Origin of the sequence: Halomonas sp. AOP30-A1-24 (assembly GCF_052378165.1) — a bacterium.
Taxonomy (GTDB): domain Bacteria; phylum Pseudomonadota; class Gammaproteobacteria; order Pseudomonadales; family Halomonadaceae; genus Vreelandella; species Vreelandella citrativorans.
Window position 1 is genome coordinate 13,847 of record NZ_JBQSXL010000008.1, and the last position, 15,405, is coordinate 29,251.

The following is a 15,405-nucleotide window of genomic DNA, read 5'->3' on the forward strand; positions in this document are numbered from 1 at the left end:
GCTCATCACGCACTGACATGTTTGGTCAGAAACCATTGGATAAAACAAGTATCTTGTTAGGGACTCAGTTAACCCTGGGCGTGCGTGATGGGCGCTGAGTACGTGGCAAGGCCTTTGGCGAGGCGAGCACCGCGACTGGTGAGGGCCGCGGTGCATCCTTGCTACGTTACATGGTTGCGATGCGTTGGCATAAGATTCGCACTCATAATGTAAGCTGCGCTTTAATAATTGGCCAAGCGGGTTCGCCGTCGGTGTTCGTTACATCGGTAAGCATGGCTTCTACCCGCTTGGGGTGATTGCTGATCCACTCCTGGGCTACCTCGGAAAGCGCACGCTCGTCTTGGCCAAACGCCTGGATCATCCAGCTTTGTTCGTCAGCGGTGAAGCTGAACTGCTCAAAAAACGTAGTGATATTGGGGTTGGCTTCAGCATAGTCGGCGCGCAGCACGGTAAGTACATCACTTTCACCATTGTTTTCACCGAACAGATTGTCTGGATCCTCCAGGTAACGCATGGGTAGCTCAAGGTTCATCCAGTGAGGAGTCCAGCCGACCCAGACCACCGCTTGTTCACGCTCGATAGCATCGCGAGCGGCGGACAGCATGGCGATTTCGCTGGTATCAACCAGGCGCCAGTCACCCAGCTCCCAAGCGTCATTATCAATGGCGTCATGGAGAATTTCGCTGGCGGCCGAGCCGGCGCCAAAGCTGAGAATCTGACCGTTAAACAGGTCGCGGTTTTCGGCAAGGTCAGCAAAACTTTGAATGCCGCTCTCGTAAATATAGCTAGGCACCGCCAGCGTCATTTGCGCGCCGTCAACGTTGTTCGCCACATCAATCAGCACGCCTGACTCTTTGCGTGGGGTGAACATGTCACGCTGAGCAGGCAGCCAGGCGCCCAGAAATACATCGATATCACCGCTCTCCATACCCTGATAGATCACCTGCAGGCCAATTTCTTGCGCGCGGGTTTCATAACCCAGCGGGTTTAACAGCTGCTCGGCTATTTCCGTCTTTACGGTAATGCCAGGCCAAGCGGGAACACCAAAATCAAGTGTTTGATCATCGCCGTGCGTGGTGGATGCAAATGCAGCGGATAAGAGTGCTGTTGCTACCAAAGGCATGCTGGGTGAGAGGCGTAGGCAGGTTTTCATTTAGATCTCCTTGCTGAGTTTTTTATATCGCGCGGGAGCGGTTTATGAGTGGCGTGCCAACACACGCAGGCGAGAGGTGAGCATGTCGCGGTCTAAATACGTGCCCTGGAGGTGACGAGCGCCGCTATTGGGGTCGAATTCTCGTCGTCCATGGAGTACACGCCGATTATCAAAGGCCACCATTTGACCGGGGCGCAGCGTAAATTCCAACTGATGCGCTTCACTGTGGAAGAGCTGCCACAGCGTCCGATAGGCACGGTACCATGCGTTCATTTGTGAGGCGGGAAGATGAAGGGTATCCCGAATCCAGTTATTCAAGCGTATTTCTACCAGGTTGCCGCTGCTATCAAGGGTAATGACTGGGGCACGAACGGTAATATCGGTTGCCTCGTCCTGAAAACGAAAATCGATCGGGGTCTCACTCAGAATAGTCAGCGCGTTGGAGTCCTGGTGACGCAATGCGTTAACGACTCGGACACCGTCGGCAAACAGTGATTCGCCACCGCTGGCCTCATTTTTTAGGCAGTAAAGTAGCTGGATATCCGGTGGTTGCTGCCAGTTGGGCAAATCTATATGTAGGGGTAAACCTGCCGCCGTATACGCCGCATTATTAGGGTTAGGCTTTGAGCGTACATTAAAACGAGCGCCGAAATTAGTCGTGCGCAGTGGGCCAATGCGTTCCGCTAAACGGCTGACTTCTTCTTCCATCAATGGGGCTTCTGTAACCAGCGCTAAACCATCGCGTAGCAGGGCAGTAATCCAGGCTTTCTCACCCGCTGGGGTGAGGAGGTCAGCATGTAAAATGCGTTCAGGGAAAAAATTATCAACCCAAGGAGCCGACTTCGGAACAGGTGATGTCAGGCGCGTTTCCGGGCGGCGCTGATAGAGCCAGCCGCTGTGGAAGGCACTGGTATGTCCGTCCTTCCAGTGTAAATAGAGGTGCCCATTTTGCAGGCTAATATCGGGTGCTTCGTTAATGTCAGCCAGAGGAACATAGAGCCGCTCGCGTGTTTGCGGGTGGCGGCACTCAGGGCAGGCGCAGTGATCGCGCAGCCAAAGCAGTGGTAGCGTAGTAACGTCGCTGGTTTGCCATGTCAGCGTCACGCCTTCCTCGGTGAGCATCGCGTCGCTTAGTGATGGGCCTGAGTCGTAAGGGGTAAATTCGCCCATTTGGGGCGCCTGATGCGCTTCGGCGGCAAACACTGTACTCGTCATTTTTGCCTCTTTATGGTGATGAAAAACGCTTAAATTCGGCCACTTAGGATGCGCATTCGTCATGGCTCAAACAAATGATTAATATGGCCCCTAAGGCCTCGTTTTACTTATAGGTGGGTTTCCCATGAGTCAGTTACCGCCACTATTATGGCTGCAGGCGTTTGAGTCGGCGGCGCGAACGCTCAGCTTTACCGCGGCTGGAAATGAGTTGGCCGTTACCCAGGCGGCCATTAGTCAGCGAGTTCGGTTGTTGGAGGAGCGGTTGGGGCAAAAGCTCTTTGTGCGCCATGCGCGAAGCTTAACCCTCACGCCTGTTGGGCAAGCCTGGCTGCCCAGTATCAATGATGCTTTTTCGCGGATCAGCGAAGGAACGACTGAGGTGTTTGGCGCTACCAGTGGGCAGCCTGTGACATTAAGAGCCACGCCGATTCTCCAGCAATCCTGGCTGGCGCCGCGTTTGGCTGCTCTTTACCAGCACTGTCCACACATCTCCATTCGCCTGGTTAGCGCTATCTGGCCAGATGACTATGGGGCAGAGGGCGCCGATATCGAAATCCGTTATGGGCGAGGCGAATGGAGTGGCGTTGAAATGCACTCGTTAGGCGATGAACAACTGCTACCAGTGTGTTCTCCAACGCTTGCTGCAACGCTAACAACGCCTGCCGATTTAAGAGGGCACACGTTGCTTCACGCGGTAGGGTTTGGTGTCGGCTGGTCAGGCTGGCTGCAGGCGGCGGGCGTGGGTCACTTGGAAACGCAGTGTCGTTCTATAACATGCGATAACCAGGTGATGACGTTAGCGTTAGCTAGCCAAGGCGCAGGGGTAGCGCTCATTCATCGCCGTTTGTTGGAGCAGCGCAATGACCTGGTGACGCCGTTTCCGTCCATTAGTGTGCCAAGCGATGAGCAGTTCTGGCTGGTACGTCCCAGCCGCCGGCAGGTAGATGACGAAGCGGCCTTGGTCTGGGTGTGGTTAGCGAAGGATACTGACGCCACTTAGGGGTGTTTTAAGAATAAATACACCAATTTTCTTGCCATTTTGGTGCAGGCGTGAAGAATGAAGCGCCTCCGATAAGTTAAAAAAAGGCGTGTTGTATGGATTTTTCGGTACCTCAACTGTTGACCGCGTTGGTTGATCGCGGCAACGGGCTGTTATGGGGCAGTGTGCTGATCTACTTACTGATCGGCGCAGGCCTCTACTTTACGATACGAACCGGCGCGATTCAGGTACGTTATTTCGGTCACATGTTTAAACTGCTGCGCACCTCGCGGGATGCTGGTGACGGTATCTCCTCGTTTCAGGCGCTTTCGACGAGCCTGGCGGCACGCGTAGGCACCGGCAACCTGGCGGGTGTGGCGGTGGCGATCTATTTTGGTGGCCCTGGCGCGATTTTCTGGATGTGGATGACCGCCATGGTGGGTATGGCGACCAGCTTCGTCGAATCTACCTTGGCGCAGGCCTACAAAACAGACCATGGGGATAGCACCTTCCGCGGTGGGCCAGCCCGTTATATTGAACGTGGGCTTGGACTGCGCTGGCTGGCCGTGCTGTTTTCCATCTGTTTGATTATCGCGTTTGGATTGGCGTTTAACAGCGTACAGGCCAACTCCATCGCCCAGGCCATGGAGCAGGCATTTGCTGTTCCCACCTGGGCCATGGGGTTAGTCTTGGTGGTCGTTGTGGCGCCGATTATCTTTGGTGGCTTAAAGTCCATCGCCAAGGTCGCGGAGCTGGTGGTGCCATTAATGGCACTGCTTTACCTGTTACTCGCGCTTGTTGTAGTCGGGCTTAATATCGGTGACTTCCCAGCAGCCATCATGACCATTGTGAAGAGCGCCTTTGGCCTTGAACAAGCGGCTGGTGGGGCCGTGGGTTATGCCGTGTCACAAGCGATTATGCACGGCATTCAACGCGGCCTGTTCTCCAACGAGGCGGGCATGGGTTCGGCGCCGAATGCGGCAGCTACCGCCAGCACGCGCCCCAACCATCCGGCTGCCCAAGGCTTTATTCAGATGCTGGGTGTGTTTCTGGATACGCTGGTTATTTGTACGGCCACGGCGGCCATTATTATTATGGCAGGGCCTGAGCTTTTAGCCGGTGAAGAGACGAATGGTATCCAATTGACCCAAATGGCGCTTTCAAGCCACGTAGGCGATTGGGGGGGCATGTTTGTAGCCGTCGCAATCTTGCTGTTCGCGTTTACTTCTGTGATTGCCAATTACTCTTACGGCGAGTCCAATATTGAGTATTTAGCCGGTCGTCGAGCGCCGGTGGCGATTCTCCTTTACCGCTTGGCGGTGCTGGCGATGATCATGGTGGGATCGGTGGCGAGTCTGGGGGCGATCTGGAACTTTGCGGATCTTTCCATGGGTATGATGGCCATTATTAACCTGGTGGCTATCCTGCTGCTTTCACCTGTTGCTTTTGCGTTGTTCCGTGACTACGAGGCGCAGCTGAAGGCAGGCAAAGAACCTACCTTTGATCCCAGCAAATTCCCCAAGTTAGCCAATAAGGTTGATCCCAAGGCGTGGCCTAAAAAGCACTAATCACCAGCCAACTAAAACCCTGCTTATACAAAAGCAGGGTTTTTTTATAGATATCATAATTCGATTTTATCGAACGTAACGCTCATATCATTGCGCTTTTGATTAATCAAAATCATCGTAAAATAGCGCCAATTCCTTATTAATCCTGCGTTGGAGCTTTTTTAAAATGACAACTCGTGCCCTGTTGGTTACCTCCTCTGTACTTGGTGAAAACGGTCAATCTATCGCCTTGGCCAACCACTTCCAAAGCCGTGCGGCTGCTCGCGAAGGCGTCGATGTCACTAAACGCGACGTGGTTGCCGATGCGCTTCCTCACCTGGATATTGCGGAACTGGGCGCATGGCAGACACCGGCTGATGAGCGCAGCGACGAGCAGAAAGCACTGGCTGCTCGCTCTGATGAACTGTTGGCTGAACTGCGTGCTAATGACGTGTTGGTCTTGGCTGTACCGATGTATAACCTGGGCATCCCTTCGCAGTTAAAAGCCTGGTTTGACCGCGTACTGCGTGCTGGCGAAACATTCCGTTACACAGAAAACGGCCCACAAGGTCTAGTCGAAGGTAAGCGGGTGATTATTCTGGCGGCTCGTGGCGGTATGTATGCGGGGTCGGACAGGGATAGCCAAACGCCACACCTGAAAAGCATGCTAGGCTTGATGGGCATTACCGATGTTGATGTTGTGTACGCAGAAGGCCTGAACATGGGCGAAGAGCAGCGTGCTGCAGCGCAGAAAGAAGCGTTTCAGGCAATTGATCAGTTGGTGGAAGCGCTATAAGCCCGTTAGCCTGAGGTAATTACGGAGAATCCGTTATGGCACGTCCCGAACTATTGGAGCAGATCTATACGATTGTCGATCAGATTCCGGCGGGGCGAGTCACGACGTACGGGCGCATTGCCGCTATGACAGAAGGCGCCACACCACGAATGGTGGGGTCTGCCATGCGCCACTTGCCCGATGGCCATGAGCTTCCCTGGCACCGGGTGATTGCGGCCTCACTTAAACTTGCTGACCACGGCGGTGCTACCCGTCAGCACCAGAAATTGCGTGATGAAGGCGTGATGTTTGATGCCAATGGGCGCGTGCCGCGTCACCTGGTGTGGCCGGATGAGCCGTAGAATAAGTCTTTCAATGAAAAAGCCGCGCGGTTGCGCGGCTTTTTCGTTTGTTCGTTCATTTATCCCTTTCTGAAAAGCGCTAAGTACGTGCCCCATCGAGGTGAACGTCCTGTGCTTTTTTCGTCATGGCACCGGCAAGCCGGCAGAGCAATAAAGCGGCCACGCCACACAGCGTAAGTGTTAGTGGCATCAGATGCGGCCCCTGGGTCGCCAAGCTGGCAACATAGCCAACGGCCGCCGCGACCACATAGTGCAGGGTACCCATCAGCGCCGAAGCCACGCCGGCCTGCGCCCCGCCAGCGTTCATGGTTAGCGCGGTCAAATTACCAAACACCAGTCCGAGCGCTCCAATCGCCACCCCCAGCAGCGCCACGTACGTTTCGAACGTGACCATATCCGTCGTGACGACCAGATATAAAAGCGCACCCGCCAGTGCATGTATACCAAGCCCGATATAAGTTACCCCGGCAGGCGTCATACCGCGTGCAGACAACGCATTGGACAGCATGCCACCGATAATCAGCCCGACAGAATTGGCGGCAAACAGATAGCTGAAATGGGTCGGGGTCATGCCAAAATGGTCGGTAAACACAAACGCTGCGGCGCTGATATAGGTGAAAAGTGACCCCAGAACAAAGCCTCCGGCCGCCGTATAAGTCATGAAGACTCGACGACGAGACTGAGCCAGATACCCACGCACGACACTGCTTACGCTAAGCGTTGTGCGCTGCCCAACATCAAGCGTCTCGGGAATGGCGGCCAGGCTCCATGCCAATCCAATAACGCCGAGAGCTGCCAGCATCCAGAAAATACCGCGCCAGCCACCGTGCTCAAGCAGAAAGCCTCCCATCATGGGCGCCACGACGGGTGCAATCATCATGACTTGCATCAATAGCGAAAAGATTTTGGCAGAGCTTTTTACATCGCAAAGATCGGCCACAATGGCACGCGGCGCGACCAATCCGGCGGCCGCGCCGATGGCCTGTAAAAATCGGGCAGCAAGTAACCACTCAAGCGTGGGCGCCATGGCCGCAACCACCGAGCCCGCCACAAAGATCACAAGCCCCACCAGGAGCGGCATTCGGCGGCCAAAACGCTCCAGTAGCGGGCCATAAAGGCACTGCCCCAGCGCCAGTCCTGCCAAAAAGACCGACAGCGTTTGCTGCACGCTGCCTGCCGAGACCTCATAGGTGTGCGCAATCATCGGCATGCCGGGCAGATACATATCAATCGCCATGGCATCGAGTGCGGTCAAAAGGGCCAGCAGAGTGACTAGCGCCATGCCCACGGTACTTTGGTGAGTATTCTCACGGATGGCCTGTTCAGTCATGATGCTCTCCTACAAGCTTGGCGATGCTGTCGCCCATAAGGCGCTCAAGCGCGTTGAGACGTGCCTCAAAGCGCTCGGTGCCAATATAAATAAGCGCCACGTGGAGGCTATCCACCATGCCCATGTAAGCGTGGCCCAGTATCAGGGCATCTTGATCGGAGAGTGCCTCCCCCACATGGCGACGCAGCGCTGCCGTAAAATCTGCTAACAGCTGTTGCATGTAAGTTTCGTAGCCTTCCTGAAGCTCGTGGAAAAGCGACTCAGGTGGAATATACGAGGTGCGTAGCAGAAACCGAAAGTGCTCAGAGTCGGCGTAACGTGCCAACAACGATTCGCAATAGTGCTGGCCTGGCAGTCCAGTATTGGAATGCTCAAAGCACTCATGAGCAAATTGCGATTCAATTTTCAAGGCATCTTCAAACACCGCCAAAAACAGCGCGTCCTTATTTTTGATATGCGAATAAAGCGACGCTTTGCGAATACCGGCGTCGGCAGCAATCCCCGCCAGTGAGGCGCCCTCATAACCATGCCGGGCAAACTGGGCAACGGCCGCGTTGAGCACCCGGCGTAGCGCGGGTGTTGTCGTGGATAACATTTCGAGTCTCCGAACATGAAACATCTTGATGATGCATGCTTAAAGCATGTCAAAAACCAAGCGACGCATCATACTATAAAAGCTACCGACCGGTAGGTAGGTTTGAGTGGTGTAGAAAAGGCCCTTTCGGGCCAATAATCTGACACTATCCGATTTAAAACATGCTGTTGTCGTTGGCCGCTTCTTCCGGCACAGACTGGATGACATCCCAGTGCTCGACGATCATTTCATTTTCAACGCGGAAGATATCCACAACGGCCTCACCGCGATCCTCATCACCATTGGTAGAGTGAACATGCAGCCAGACCAGGTCGCCATCGGTTGCACTACGCACGATCTCGCTCTGGTAGTCCGGATTTTCCTGGAAGTAGCCTGCAAAGTAATCCACGAAAGGCGCCTTGCCATCCGGTACGCCCGGATTGTGCTGAATGTAATCTTCCGCCAGCACCAATGAGCTCTGCTCTGTTTCATGCTCGTTGAAGAACTGGTTATAGAACTGGATGACCAATGCCCGGTTTGCTTCCTCGGCCTCAAGATCACGTTCGGCTTGCGCAAACGATACGGCGGGTAAAGATAGCATCAGCACCGACGTGGCAACGCTCAACGGTTTCAGTAACGACATGTCAACACTCTTGTTTCGGGTAGATGGATCAAAGGCGCAGCACTAATCACCGCATCATGCCCCTTGAGTTTCACCTTAATAAACGGTCTAAAATGTAGACCTTGGGGTAAACTTAAAGGAATTCCCATGACCGCACAAGAAGTCACATTTACCTGACCCGGTCACATCTATATGCCCACTGCATGCCCATCCATGGAGCCGTGATGACTGCCATTACCGCTAGCGAAGAGATCGTTCTTGAACAGCCTTGCCCGATTCGCGATGTGCTTGACCGCATTGGCGACCAGTGGAGCTTACTGATTCTGGAAGCCCTGGCCCCCGGCACGCTGCGTTTTAATGCCTTGATGCGTGAGATTGGTGATATTTCAAAGCAGATGCTCTCCCGTACCCTCAAACAGCTGGAGCAGGATGGCTTTGTCACGCGTACGCTCTATCCTGAAGTCCCGCCACGGGTGGAATATACTCTAACCCCGTTGGGGCGCTCTTTTCTTGAGCCGATGCAACAGCTGGTAGCGTGGGCAGATGCCCATCACCGCACCATCGTGGCCGCTCGTTTGCAGTATCAGGCTAGCCAGACGTAGACCTGAAACGGGCTATGTGAGAATTAAAAACATCCCCTAACTAACAAGCCCACGACTAAATCGTGGGCTTGTTGGCTGTCTCATTTATTAAAATGTACCCGAATTGCGTCCGTACTTGGTTATTGGCATAGGGCTTCCAGCTCGCGCTTATACTTCAATGGAGCCTGATTTCAATGACCAGTCGCGCCAGCGCAGATCAAACAGGTCCTTGCGGCGATCCTTCAGGTTCGTCACCGAGCCTTCTGCGCGCACCACGGTTAGGCGAGTCAAATCCAGGTCCGAGAAGAAAATCATCTCGGTATTGGGTGTGGTTTCCGCCAGCACTGCATCGTGGGGGAAGGCGAAGTCAGAAGGGGTAAAGACCGCAGACTGCGCGTACTGGATATCCAGGTTTTCAATTGAGGGCAGGTTGCCGACGCTACCGCAGAGCACTACGTAGCACTCGTTCTCGATGGCGCGCGCCTGACCACAGTGACGAACCCGCAGATAGCCATTCTTGGTGTCGGTCCAGAACGGCACAAACAGGATATCCATGTCCTGGTCGGCCAGTAGACGGCCGAGTTCCGGGAACTCCACGTCGTAGCAGATCAAAATGCCCACGCGGCCTGCATCGGTGTTAAACACCTGCAAGTTGTCACCGCCTTCGATTACCCAATCGCGACGCTCCTGAGGAGTGATATGCAGCTTGGCTTGCTTGTCGACTTCACCATCGCGGTGGAAGAGGTAGGCAACGTTGTAGAGCCGGTCATTTTCGCCCACTTCAATCATTGAGCCGCCAACAATATTGATATTGTAGGAGACCGCCATGCGTGAAAGTTCGGTTTTAAAGCGTTCGGTAAAGCCTGCCAGAAAACGTATCGCCGCCATTTGGTCCTGCTGAGCGGCGCGGTCTTGCAAGCCCATCAGCGGGGTGGTGAACAGCTCCGGAAAAACCGCAAAGTCACTCTGGTAATCTGAAAGCGCGTCGACAAAATACTCAATCTGCTGGAGGGCGGCTTCTACCGAGGCAAACTCACGCATCTGCCACTGTACGGCGCCAACACGCACTTGGGTCGGGCGCGTATCCAGCACGTTTTCGGCAGGCTCAAAGAGAATATTGTTCCACTCGAGCAGGGTCGCGTAGCCCTTTGACTGCTCATCTTCGGGCAGGTATTTGCGCAGCAGGCGTTTTACTTGAAAGTCGTTAGCCAACTGGAACGACAGAATGGGATCATAAATCTCCTTGCGAGAGACTTTTTCGATGTACTGGGCCGGCGTTAGCTCATCGGCATGCTGATAGTATTCGGGAATGCGCCCACCCGCCAAAATGGCGCGCAGGTTATGCGAACGACACAGCTCTTTGCGTGCTTCGTAAAGGCGCCGCCCCAGGCGGTAGCCGCGGTAGTCCGGGTGAATCAGCACATCCAGCCCGTACATCGCATCGCCATTTTCATCGTTGAGAATAATCTCACGATGGCCAATCAGGTCGTCATATTTATGCGGGTTGGAAAACTCGTCGTAATCCACCTGAACCGTTAGTGCGACGCCTACCAGATTGCCGTCATCTTCAATGGCGATCTGGCCGTCGGGAAACTCCTGAATCAGCTTGTCGATGGTGTGACGGGGCCAGGCGCCGCCAATATTATGATAGACAGCGTCCATCAATGTCTTGAGCTGATCGTAATCATCGCTCGTCAGGTTGCGCACATTTAGATGCAGGTCTTCCAGGGACATATCAGGGGGTTCCAGAATAAAAAAGAAAACAGCCTAGTGCATGATGGCTAGGCGCTGCCCGGCTTATTCACCGACACGTTTCCCACCAGTGGGCGCGTCAAGGTTTGCGCCATGATGACGCCCGCCAGAATCAGAAGTCCACCGGTAAAGTGGAAGCCAGCCACCTGTTCGCCCAGCATCGCCATGGCAATCAGTGCGCTGAACAGAGGCATCAGGTTGATAAAAATGCTCGCCTGGTTAGCGCCAATTTGGCGGACCGCGCGCATCCATAAAAATGTGGTAATGACGGAGGCAGGAATGCCTGCATAGAGAATAAGCCCAATATTCTGGCTATCTACAGGCGTCATTGGCCCCATCAAATAGGGCGGCAGCAAAAACAGTACCGCAAAACATACCTGAGCATAGAGCATTACCCAAGGCGGTAAGTTCATTTTCCAACGCTTTAGCATAACGCCGTAGAGCGCGTAGCAGCTTGCTGCCACCACCATTAGCGCATCGCCATGGGCAACTTCAAGCTGAAGAAGCGATAAGGGATTACCGCGGCCCAGCAACACGGTGACGCCGATAAAGGCCAGCACGCCCCCCATAACGCCGCCCAGGGTTGGCGGATCACGCAGGATAAGCGCACTCAGCAGCACGGTTAAAAGCGGTACCATCGCAGCTAGAATGCCCATGTTGGTAGCCGTTGTGGTTTCCGCTGCAACATAGGCCAGCCCTTGCCATAACCCCATACCTAAAAGGCCCAGTAAGGCGAGTTTCGGCCAGTTGCGACGTATTTCCGCACGATGACGAAGCACGGCCGGAAGCACGAAGGGTGTCATCACCGCTAGCGCCAACAGCCAGCGTAAAAAAGCGATGCTGCTCGGCGCAATAGCGCCTACGGTCAACTGATTGATGGTCATGTTGCCCGACCAGATCAGCACGGTGGCAAGTGGCGGCAAAAAGTAAATCAGCGGCATAGCGGTTTTCCTTATCGTTAGCCGGATAATGTTACGTGCTTTAACGCAATGAGCAAGACTGAGAAGCGATGGCCTGAACGTCGCTGGTAAGTAGTAAAGGGCTGTACGACGGCGATTGGATGTCATACGCTTGTTTGAATAACGCCAAGGAGAACCGTAATGACCCGTGCGCCCGCTTACCCGCATCTTTTTCAGCCAATTACGATTGGCCATTTAACGCTACCCAATCGCATTTTAATGGGCTCCATGCATACCAATCTGGAAGAGACGCCCAATGGGTTTGCAAGGTTGGCGGTTTTTTATGCTGAGCGTGCGCGGGCCGGGGTAAGTTTAATCGTCACTGGGGGCATTGCCCCTAATCCGGAAGGCGCGGTGTTTCAGGGCGCCAACGCGCTAACCGATGAAACCCAACTGGCAGAGCATCGTCAAGTCGTGGAGGCTGTTCACGCGGAAGGCGGGCATCTGTGCATGCAGATTCTCCATGCGGGGCGCTACGCCTACTCGCCTGAATTGGTGGCGCCCTCGGCAATTCAGGCACCCATTAATCCGTTTACTCCCCGCGAACTAAGTAGTGACGACGTTGAGCAGCAAATTGCCGACTACGTGCGCTGCGCATGCCTGGCGCAACAGGCAGGTTATGACGGCGTCGAAATAATGGGCTCGGAAGGCTATCTGATTAATCAGTTTATCTGCCAGCGTACCAATCAGCGAAGCGATGCCTGGGGCGGTAGTTTTGAGCATCGCATGCGCTTTCCGTTGGAAATTGTTAAACGCATTCGAGCGGCGGTGGGCGAGCGCTTTGTGGTGATTTTTCGTCTGTCGATGATTGATCTGGTGGAAGACGGCAGTACGTGGCAAGAGATCGTTACGCTTGGCCAGGCGGTGGAAGCCGCAGGTGCCGATATCATCAATACCGGGATTGGTTGGCACGAAGCGAGGGTGCCCACGATTGTCACCAGCGTGCCACGTGCCGCCTTTACCGAAGTGACCCGGCGAGTAAAAGCAGCGCTTTCGGTGCCGCTGATCACTACTAATCGGATTAATATGCCAGAGATTGCCGAACAGGTGCTGTCCGAAGGCCACGCCGATATGGTGTCCATGGCGCGGCCGTTTTTGGCGGATCCTGAGTGGGTGCGTAAAGCCGAAGCGGGGCAGGCCGATGAAATCAATACCTGTATTGCCTGTAACCAGGCCTGCCTGGATCACACCTTTGCAGGCAAGTTAACCTCTTGTTTAGTTAATCCGCGCGCCTGCCATGAAACCGAGCTTGTGATTGAACCCGCCACCACGCCTAAACGCGTGGCCGTGGTGGGCGGTGGACCAGCGGGGCTTGCCACGGCCGTTACCGCCGCCAGCCGTGGCCATCACGTAGTGCTGTTTGAGCAGCGTGACACGCTGGGCGGGCAGTTTAATTACGCGCGCCGGATTCCAGGCAAAGAGGAGTTTAACGAAACCCTACGCTACTACCGCGTAATGCTGGAAAAGTACGCGGTAGAGATTCGTTTGAACACCCGTGCCATCCCAGAAGCACTGGCTGAGTTTGACGATATTATTATTGCCAGCGGCGTACGCCCACGCACGCTGTCGCTGCCCGGCGCTGAACACCCCAGTGTGCTGAGCTATGCCGATGCCATTGAATCCCCTGAACGGGTAGGCCGCCGGGTTGCCGTTATCGGGGCAGGCGGTATTGGTTTTGACGTTTCCGAGCTTTTGGCCCATGAAGAACATCCGGCCCTTGATATCGATACCTGGTGCGACGAGTGGGGCGTTGACCTGGCCGTTAGCGAACGCGGCGGTTTAAAAGCCCCTGTGGCGCCCGCTGTAGCACGTGACATTGTCATGCTACAACGTAAAACCTCAAAGCCTGGCAAGTACCTGGGTAAAACCACTGGCTGGGTACACCGGGCTTCGCTAAAGGCGCGCGGCGTTTCGACCTTGACGGGCTGCGAGTACCTTAAAGTTGATGATGATGGGCTGCATATTCGCCGCAATGGCGAGGACAGCGTGCTGGGTGTGGATACGGTGGTGGTATGCGCAGGGCAGGAATCGGTGCGTGATTTAGTGGCGCCGCTTGAAGCGCTCGGTAAACAGATTCATATCATTGGCGGTGCCGATGAGGCGGCAGAGCTTGACGCCAAGCGCGCTATTGATCAGGGAATGCGCTTGGCTGCCCAGCTTTAACCGCGTTGATAGTGGCGGGTGACGCTCGTCCATAAATGACGATAGACTGACTGATCCATCACCTTATTAAGCATAACGTGATGTTAAAGGCGCTAGTGGCACCCAGCTGGCGCTGTAACAATATGAGGTATAAGGATAATTGTCATGACGTCGGAGTGTACCCCCCGTTTTTTAGCCAGCGATAACACTTCTGGTATTTGCCCGGAAGCCATGGCGTATCTACTGGACGCTAATCAGGTTGATGACCTGGCGTATGGCAATGACCATTGGACCGAGCGAGCGGCGAACCGCTTTCGTCAAATGTTTGATTATGACTGCGAAGTGTTTTTTGTTTTTAACGGTACTGCGGCTAACTCACTGGCGCTTTCTGCGATGGGGCGCAGTTACCATAGCGTGATTTGTCATGAGCTGGCGCATATTGAAACCGACGAGTGCGGCGGCCCGGAGTTCTTCTCCAATGGCGCCAAGCTGCTGACCTCGCCAGGGGCGAATGGCAAGCTTACCCCTGAGGGGATTGAGGCGCTGGTGACGCGGCGGAGCGATATTCACTACCCAAAACCTAAAGTGGTTTCGCTGACCCAAGCAACCGAAGTAGGAACGGTATATACCCGCGAAGAACTACTGGCCATTCGTGCCATTGCCGATAAGCATGATTTGCGCTTACACATGGATGGCGCTCGGTTTGCCAATGCTTGTGCCAGCTTGAATGCTACGCCTGCCGAGCTGACCTGGCAGGTAGGTGTTGATGCACTGTGTTTTTCTGGGACTAAAAATGGCTTGGCGATGGGCGAGGCGATTTTGTTCTTTAATCGCGAGCTGGCAGAAGATTTTTCGTATCGCTGCAAGCAGGCAGGTCAGTTGGCATCCAAAATGCGCTATATATCAGCGCCGTGGTTGGGCCTTTTGGAGAGCGGGGCGTGGCTCACCAATGCTCAACATGCTAACGCAATGGCACAATATTTAACGCAAGGGCTGCAAGCGCTGCCTGGCGTGTCGTTGATGTTTCCTGCCCAGGCAAACAGCGTCTTTGTTGAGTTGCCAGCCCATGCAATTAGCGCCCTAAAAGCCAAGGGGTGGACCTTCTATACGTTTATTGGCGCCGGAGGAGCACGCTTTGTATGTGCCTGGAATACCACCGTTGAATTACTGGATTTACTTATCGCGGATGTCAAAATTGCTCTTGAACAGCATTCTGGATAGTAAGAGACTCTGGAGTTTTCAGGCGTATCGCTTTTTTTACCGCCTCTGCACACGCAGCGGCGGTTTTTTGTAGACGTTCAATAAAAGGGCGTGACGCCTGGCCCGCCATGCCAATGTTGATCATTAGAGAATCGTTAAACGTTTCTGATGAAGTGCTTTTTGGTTAAAACCCTGTTGTATCAACATCCTGCCT

14 protein-coding genes are annotated in these 15,405 nt (G+C 54.4%); 7 read left to right on the top strand and 7 right to left on the bottom strand.

What is annotated here, in order from left to right; all coding sequences use genetic code 11:
- Positions 1-202 precede the first annotated feature (202 nt).
- Positions 203-1,153, bottom strand: a complete 951-nt coding sequence (locus ACT3TJ_RS06160; protein ID WP_441678254.1) for an ABC transporter substrate-binding protein — start codon at positions 1,151-1,153, stop codon at positions 203-205.
- Between the two features lie 42 nt (positions 1,154-1,195).
- The gene (locus ACT3TJ_RS06165) at positions 1,196-2,368 is read right to left on the bottom strand and encodes a TauD/TfdA family dioxygenase (protein WP_441678256.1); all 1,173 of its coding nucleotides are present in this window, start codon (positions 2,366-2,368) and stop codon (positions 1,196-1,198) included.
- Positions 2,369-2,492: 124 nt separating this feature from the next.
- On the opposite strand from ACT3TJ_RS06165, the gene ACT3TJ_RS06170 reads away from it, so the two are divergent.
- From ACT3TJ_RS06170 to ACT3TJ_RS06185, 4 genes are all read left to right on the top strand, one after another.
- Complete coding sequence (locus ACT3TJ_RS06170; protein WP_192528204.1) at positions 2,493-3,368, top strand: LysR substrate-binding domain-containing protein; 876 nt, start codon at positions 2,493-2,495, stop codon at positions 3,366-3,368.
- A 95-nt stretch (positions 3,369-3,463) separates the two neighbouring features.
- Positions 3,464-4,915 (top strand): alanine/glycine:cation symporter family protein, encoded by a 1,452-nt coding sequence (locus ACT3TJ_RS06175; protein ID WP_192528205.1) that lies wholly within the window; start codon positions 3,464-3,466, stop codon positions 4,913-4,915.
- A 166-nt stretch (positions 4,916-5,081) separates the two neighbouring features.
- Positions 5,082-5,690, top strand: coding sequence for an FMN-dependent NADH-azoreductase (locus ACT3TJ_RS06180; protein ID WP_444665508.1), 609 nt, complete (start codon positions 5,082-5,084; stop codon positions 5,688-5,690).
- A 35-nt stretch (positions 5,691-5,725) separates the two neighbouring features.
- A complete protein-coding gene (locus ACT3TJ_RS06185) occupies positions 5,726-6,031 on the top strand; it encodes an MGMT family protein (RefSeq protein WP_192528207.1) in 306 nt (101 codons plus the stop codon).
- A 79-nt stretch (positions 6,032-6,110) separates the two neighbouring features.
- On the opposite strand, the gene ACT3TJ_RS06190 is transcribed toward ACT3TJ_RS06185, so the two are convergent.
- The 3 genes from ACT3TJ_RS06190 to ACT3TJ_RS06200 all read right to left on the bottom strand — a co-directional run bounded on the left by ACT3TJ_RS06190 (position 6,111) and on the right by ACT3TJ_RS06200 (position 8,578).
- A complete protein-coding gene (locus ACT3TJ_RS06190) occupies positions 6,111-7,361 on the bottom strand; it encodes a multidrug effflux MFS transporter (protein ID WP_441678259.1) in 1,251 nt (416 codons plus the stop codon).
- Positions 7,354-7,956, bottom strand: a complete 603-nt coding sequence (locus tag ACT3TJ_RS06195; RefSeq protein ID WP_176372204.1) for a TetR/AcrR family transcriptional regulator — start codon at positions 7,954-7,956, stop codon at positions 7,354-7,356. The genes ACT3TJ_RS06190 and ACT3TJ_RS06195 overlap by 8 nt, the downstream gene beginning before the upstream one ends.
- Before the next feature lie 154 nt (positions 7,957-8,110).
- Positions 8,111-8,578 (bottom strand): nuclear transport factor 2 family protein, encoded by a 468-nt coding sequence (locus ACT3TJ_RS06200; protein ID WP_087108497.1) that lies wholly within the window; start codon positions 8,576-8,578, stop codon positions 8,111-8,113.
- A gap of 203 nt (positions 8,579-8,781) precedes the next feature.
- On the opposite strand from ACT3TJ_RS06200, the gene ACT3TJ_RS06205 reads away from it, so the two are divergent.
- Positions 8,782-9,159, top strand: a complete 378-nt coding sequence (locus tag ACT3TJ_RS06205; protein WP_087108499.1) for a winged helix-turn-helix transcriptional regulator — start codon at positions 8,782-8,784, stop codon at positions 9,157-9,159.
- 147 nt (positions 9,160-9,306) lie between these two features.
- On the opposite strand, the gene ACT3TJ_RS06210 is transcribed toward ACT3TJ_RS06205, so the two are convergent.
- A complete protein-coding gene (locus ACT3TJ_RS06210) occupies positions 9,307-10,872 on the bottom strand; it encodes a GNAT family N-acetyltransferase (RefSeq protein WP_441678261.1) in 1,566 nt (521 codons plus the stop codon).
- A 47-nt stretch (positions 10,873-10,919) separates the two neighbouring features.
- Positions 10,920-11,831, bottom strand: coding sequence for a DMT family transporter (locus tag ACT3TJ_RS06215; RefSeq protein WP_441678263.1), 912 nt, complete (start codon positions 11,829-11,831; stop codon positions 10,920-10,922).
- A 159-nt stretch (positions 11,832-11,990) separates the two neighbouring features.
- Here ACT3TJ_RS06215 and ACT3TJ_RS06220 point away from each other — a divergent pair, with 159 nt between their 5' ends.
- Positions 11,991-14,012, top strand: a complete 2,022-nt coding sequence (locus ACT3TJ_RS06220; RefSeq protein WP_441678265.1) for an FAD-dependent oxidoreductase — start codon at positions 11,991-11,993, stop codon at positions 14,010-14,012.
- 144 nt (positions 14,013-14,156) lie between these two features.
- Positions 14,157-15,212, top strand: a complete 1,056-nt coding sequence (locus ACT3TJ_RS06225) for a threonine aldolase family protein (protein ID WP_087108506.1) — start codon at positions 14,157-14,159, stop codon at positions 15,210-15,212.
- Positions 15,213-15,405 lie beyond the last annotated feature (193 nt).

Bases quoted from the DNA above. Each gene is read 5' to 3' on its own strand.
- ACT3TJ_RS06160 (WP_441678254.1), bottom strand. From the start codon at position 1,153: ATGAAAACCTGCCTACGCCTCTCACCCAGCATGCCTTTGGTAGCAACA.
- ACT3TJ_RS06165 (WP_441678256.1), bottom strand. From the start codon at position 2,368: ATGACGAGTACAGTGTTTGCCGCCGAAGCGCATCAGGCGCCCCAAATG.
- ACT3TJ_RS06170 (WP_192528204.1), top strand. From the start codon at position 2,493: ATGAGTCAGTTACCGCCACTATTATGGCTGCAGGCGTTTGAGTCGGCG.
- ACT3TJ_RS06175 (WP_192528205.1), top strand. From the start codon at position 3,464: ATGGATTTTTCGGTACCTCAACTGTTGACCGCGTTGGTTGATCGCGGC.
- ACT3TJ_RS06180 (WP_444665508.1), top strand. From the start codon at position 5,082: ATGACAACTCGTGCCCTGTTGGTTACCTCCTCTGTACTTGGTGAAAAC.
- ACT3TJ_RS06185 (WP_192528207.1), top strand. From the start codon at position 5,726: ATGGCACGTCCCGAACTATTGGAGCAGATCTATACGATTGTCGATCAG.
- ACT3TJ_RS06190 (WP_441678259.1), bottom strand. From the start codon at position 7,361: ATGACTGAACAGGCCATCCGTGAGAATACTCACCAAAGTACCGTGGGC.
- ACT3TJ_RS06195 (WP_176372204.1), bottom strand. From the start codon at position 7,956: ATGTTATCCACGACAACACCCGCGCTACGCCGGGTGCTCAACGCGGCC.
- ACT3TJ_RS06200 (WP_087108497.1), bottom strand. From the start codon at position 8,578: ATGTCGTTACTGAAACCGTTGAGCGTTGCCACGTCGGTGCTGATGCTA.
- ACT3TJ_RS06205 (WP_087108499.1), top strand. From the start codon at position 8,782: ATGACTGCCATTACCGCTAGCGAAGAGATCGTTCTTGAACAGCCTTGC.
- ACT3TJ_RS06210 (WP_441678261.1), bottom strand. From the start codon at position 10,872: ATGTCCCTGGAAGACCTGCATCTAAATGTGCGCAACCTGACGAGCGAT.
- ACT3TJ_RS06215 (WP_441678263.1), bottom strand. From the start codon at position 11,831: ATGCCGCTGATTTACTTTTTGCCGCCACTTGCCACCGTGCTGATCTGG.
- ACT3TJ_RS06220 (WP_441678265.1), top strand. From the start codon at position 11,991: ATGACCCGTGCGCCCGCTTACCCGCATCTTTTTCAGCCAATTACGATT.
- ACT3TJ_RS06225 (WP_087108506.1), top strand. From the start codon at position 14,157: ATGACGTCGGAGTGTACCCCCCGTTTTTTAGCCAGCGATAACACTTCT.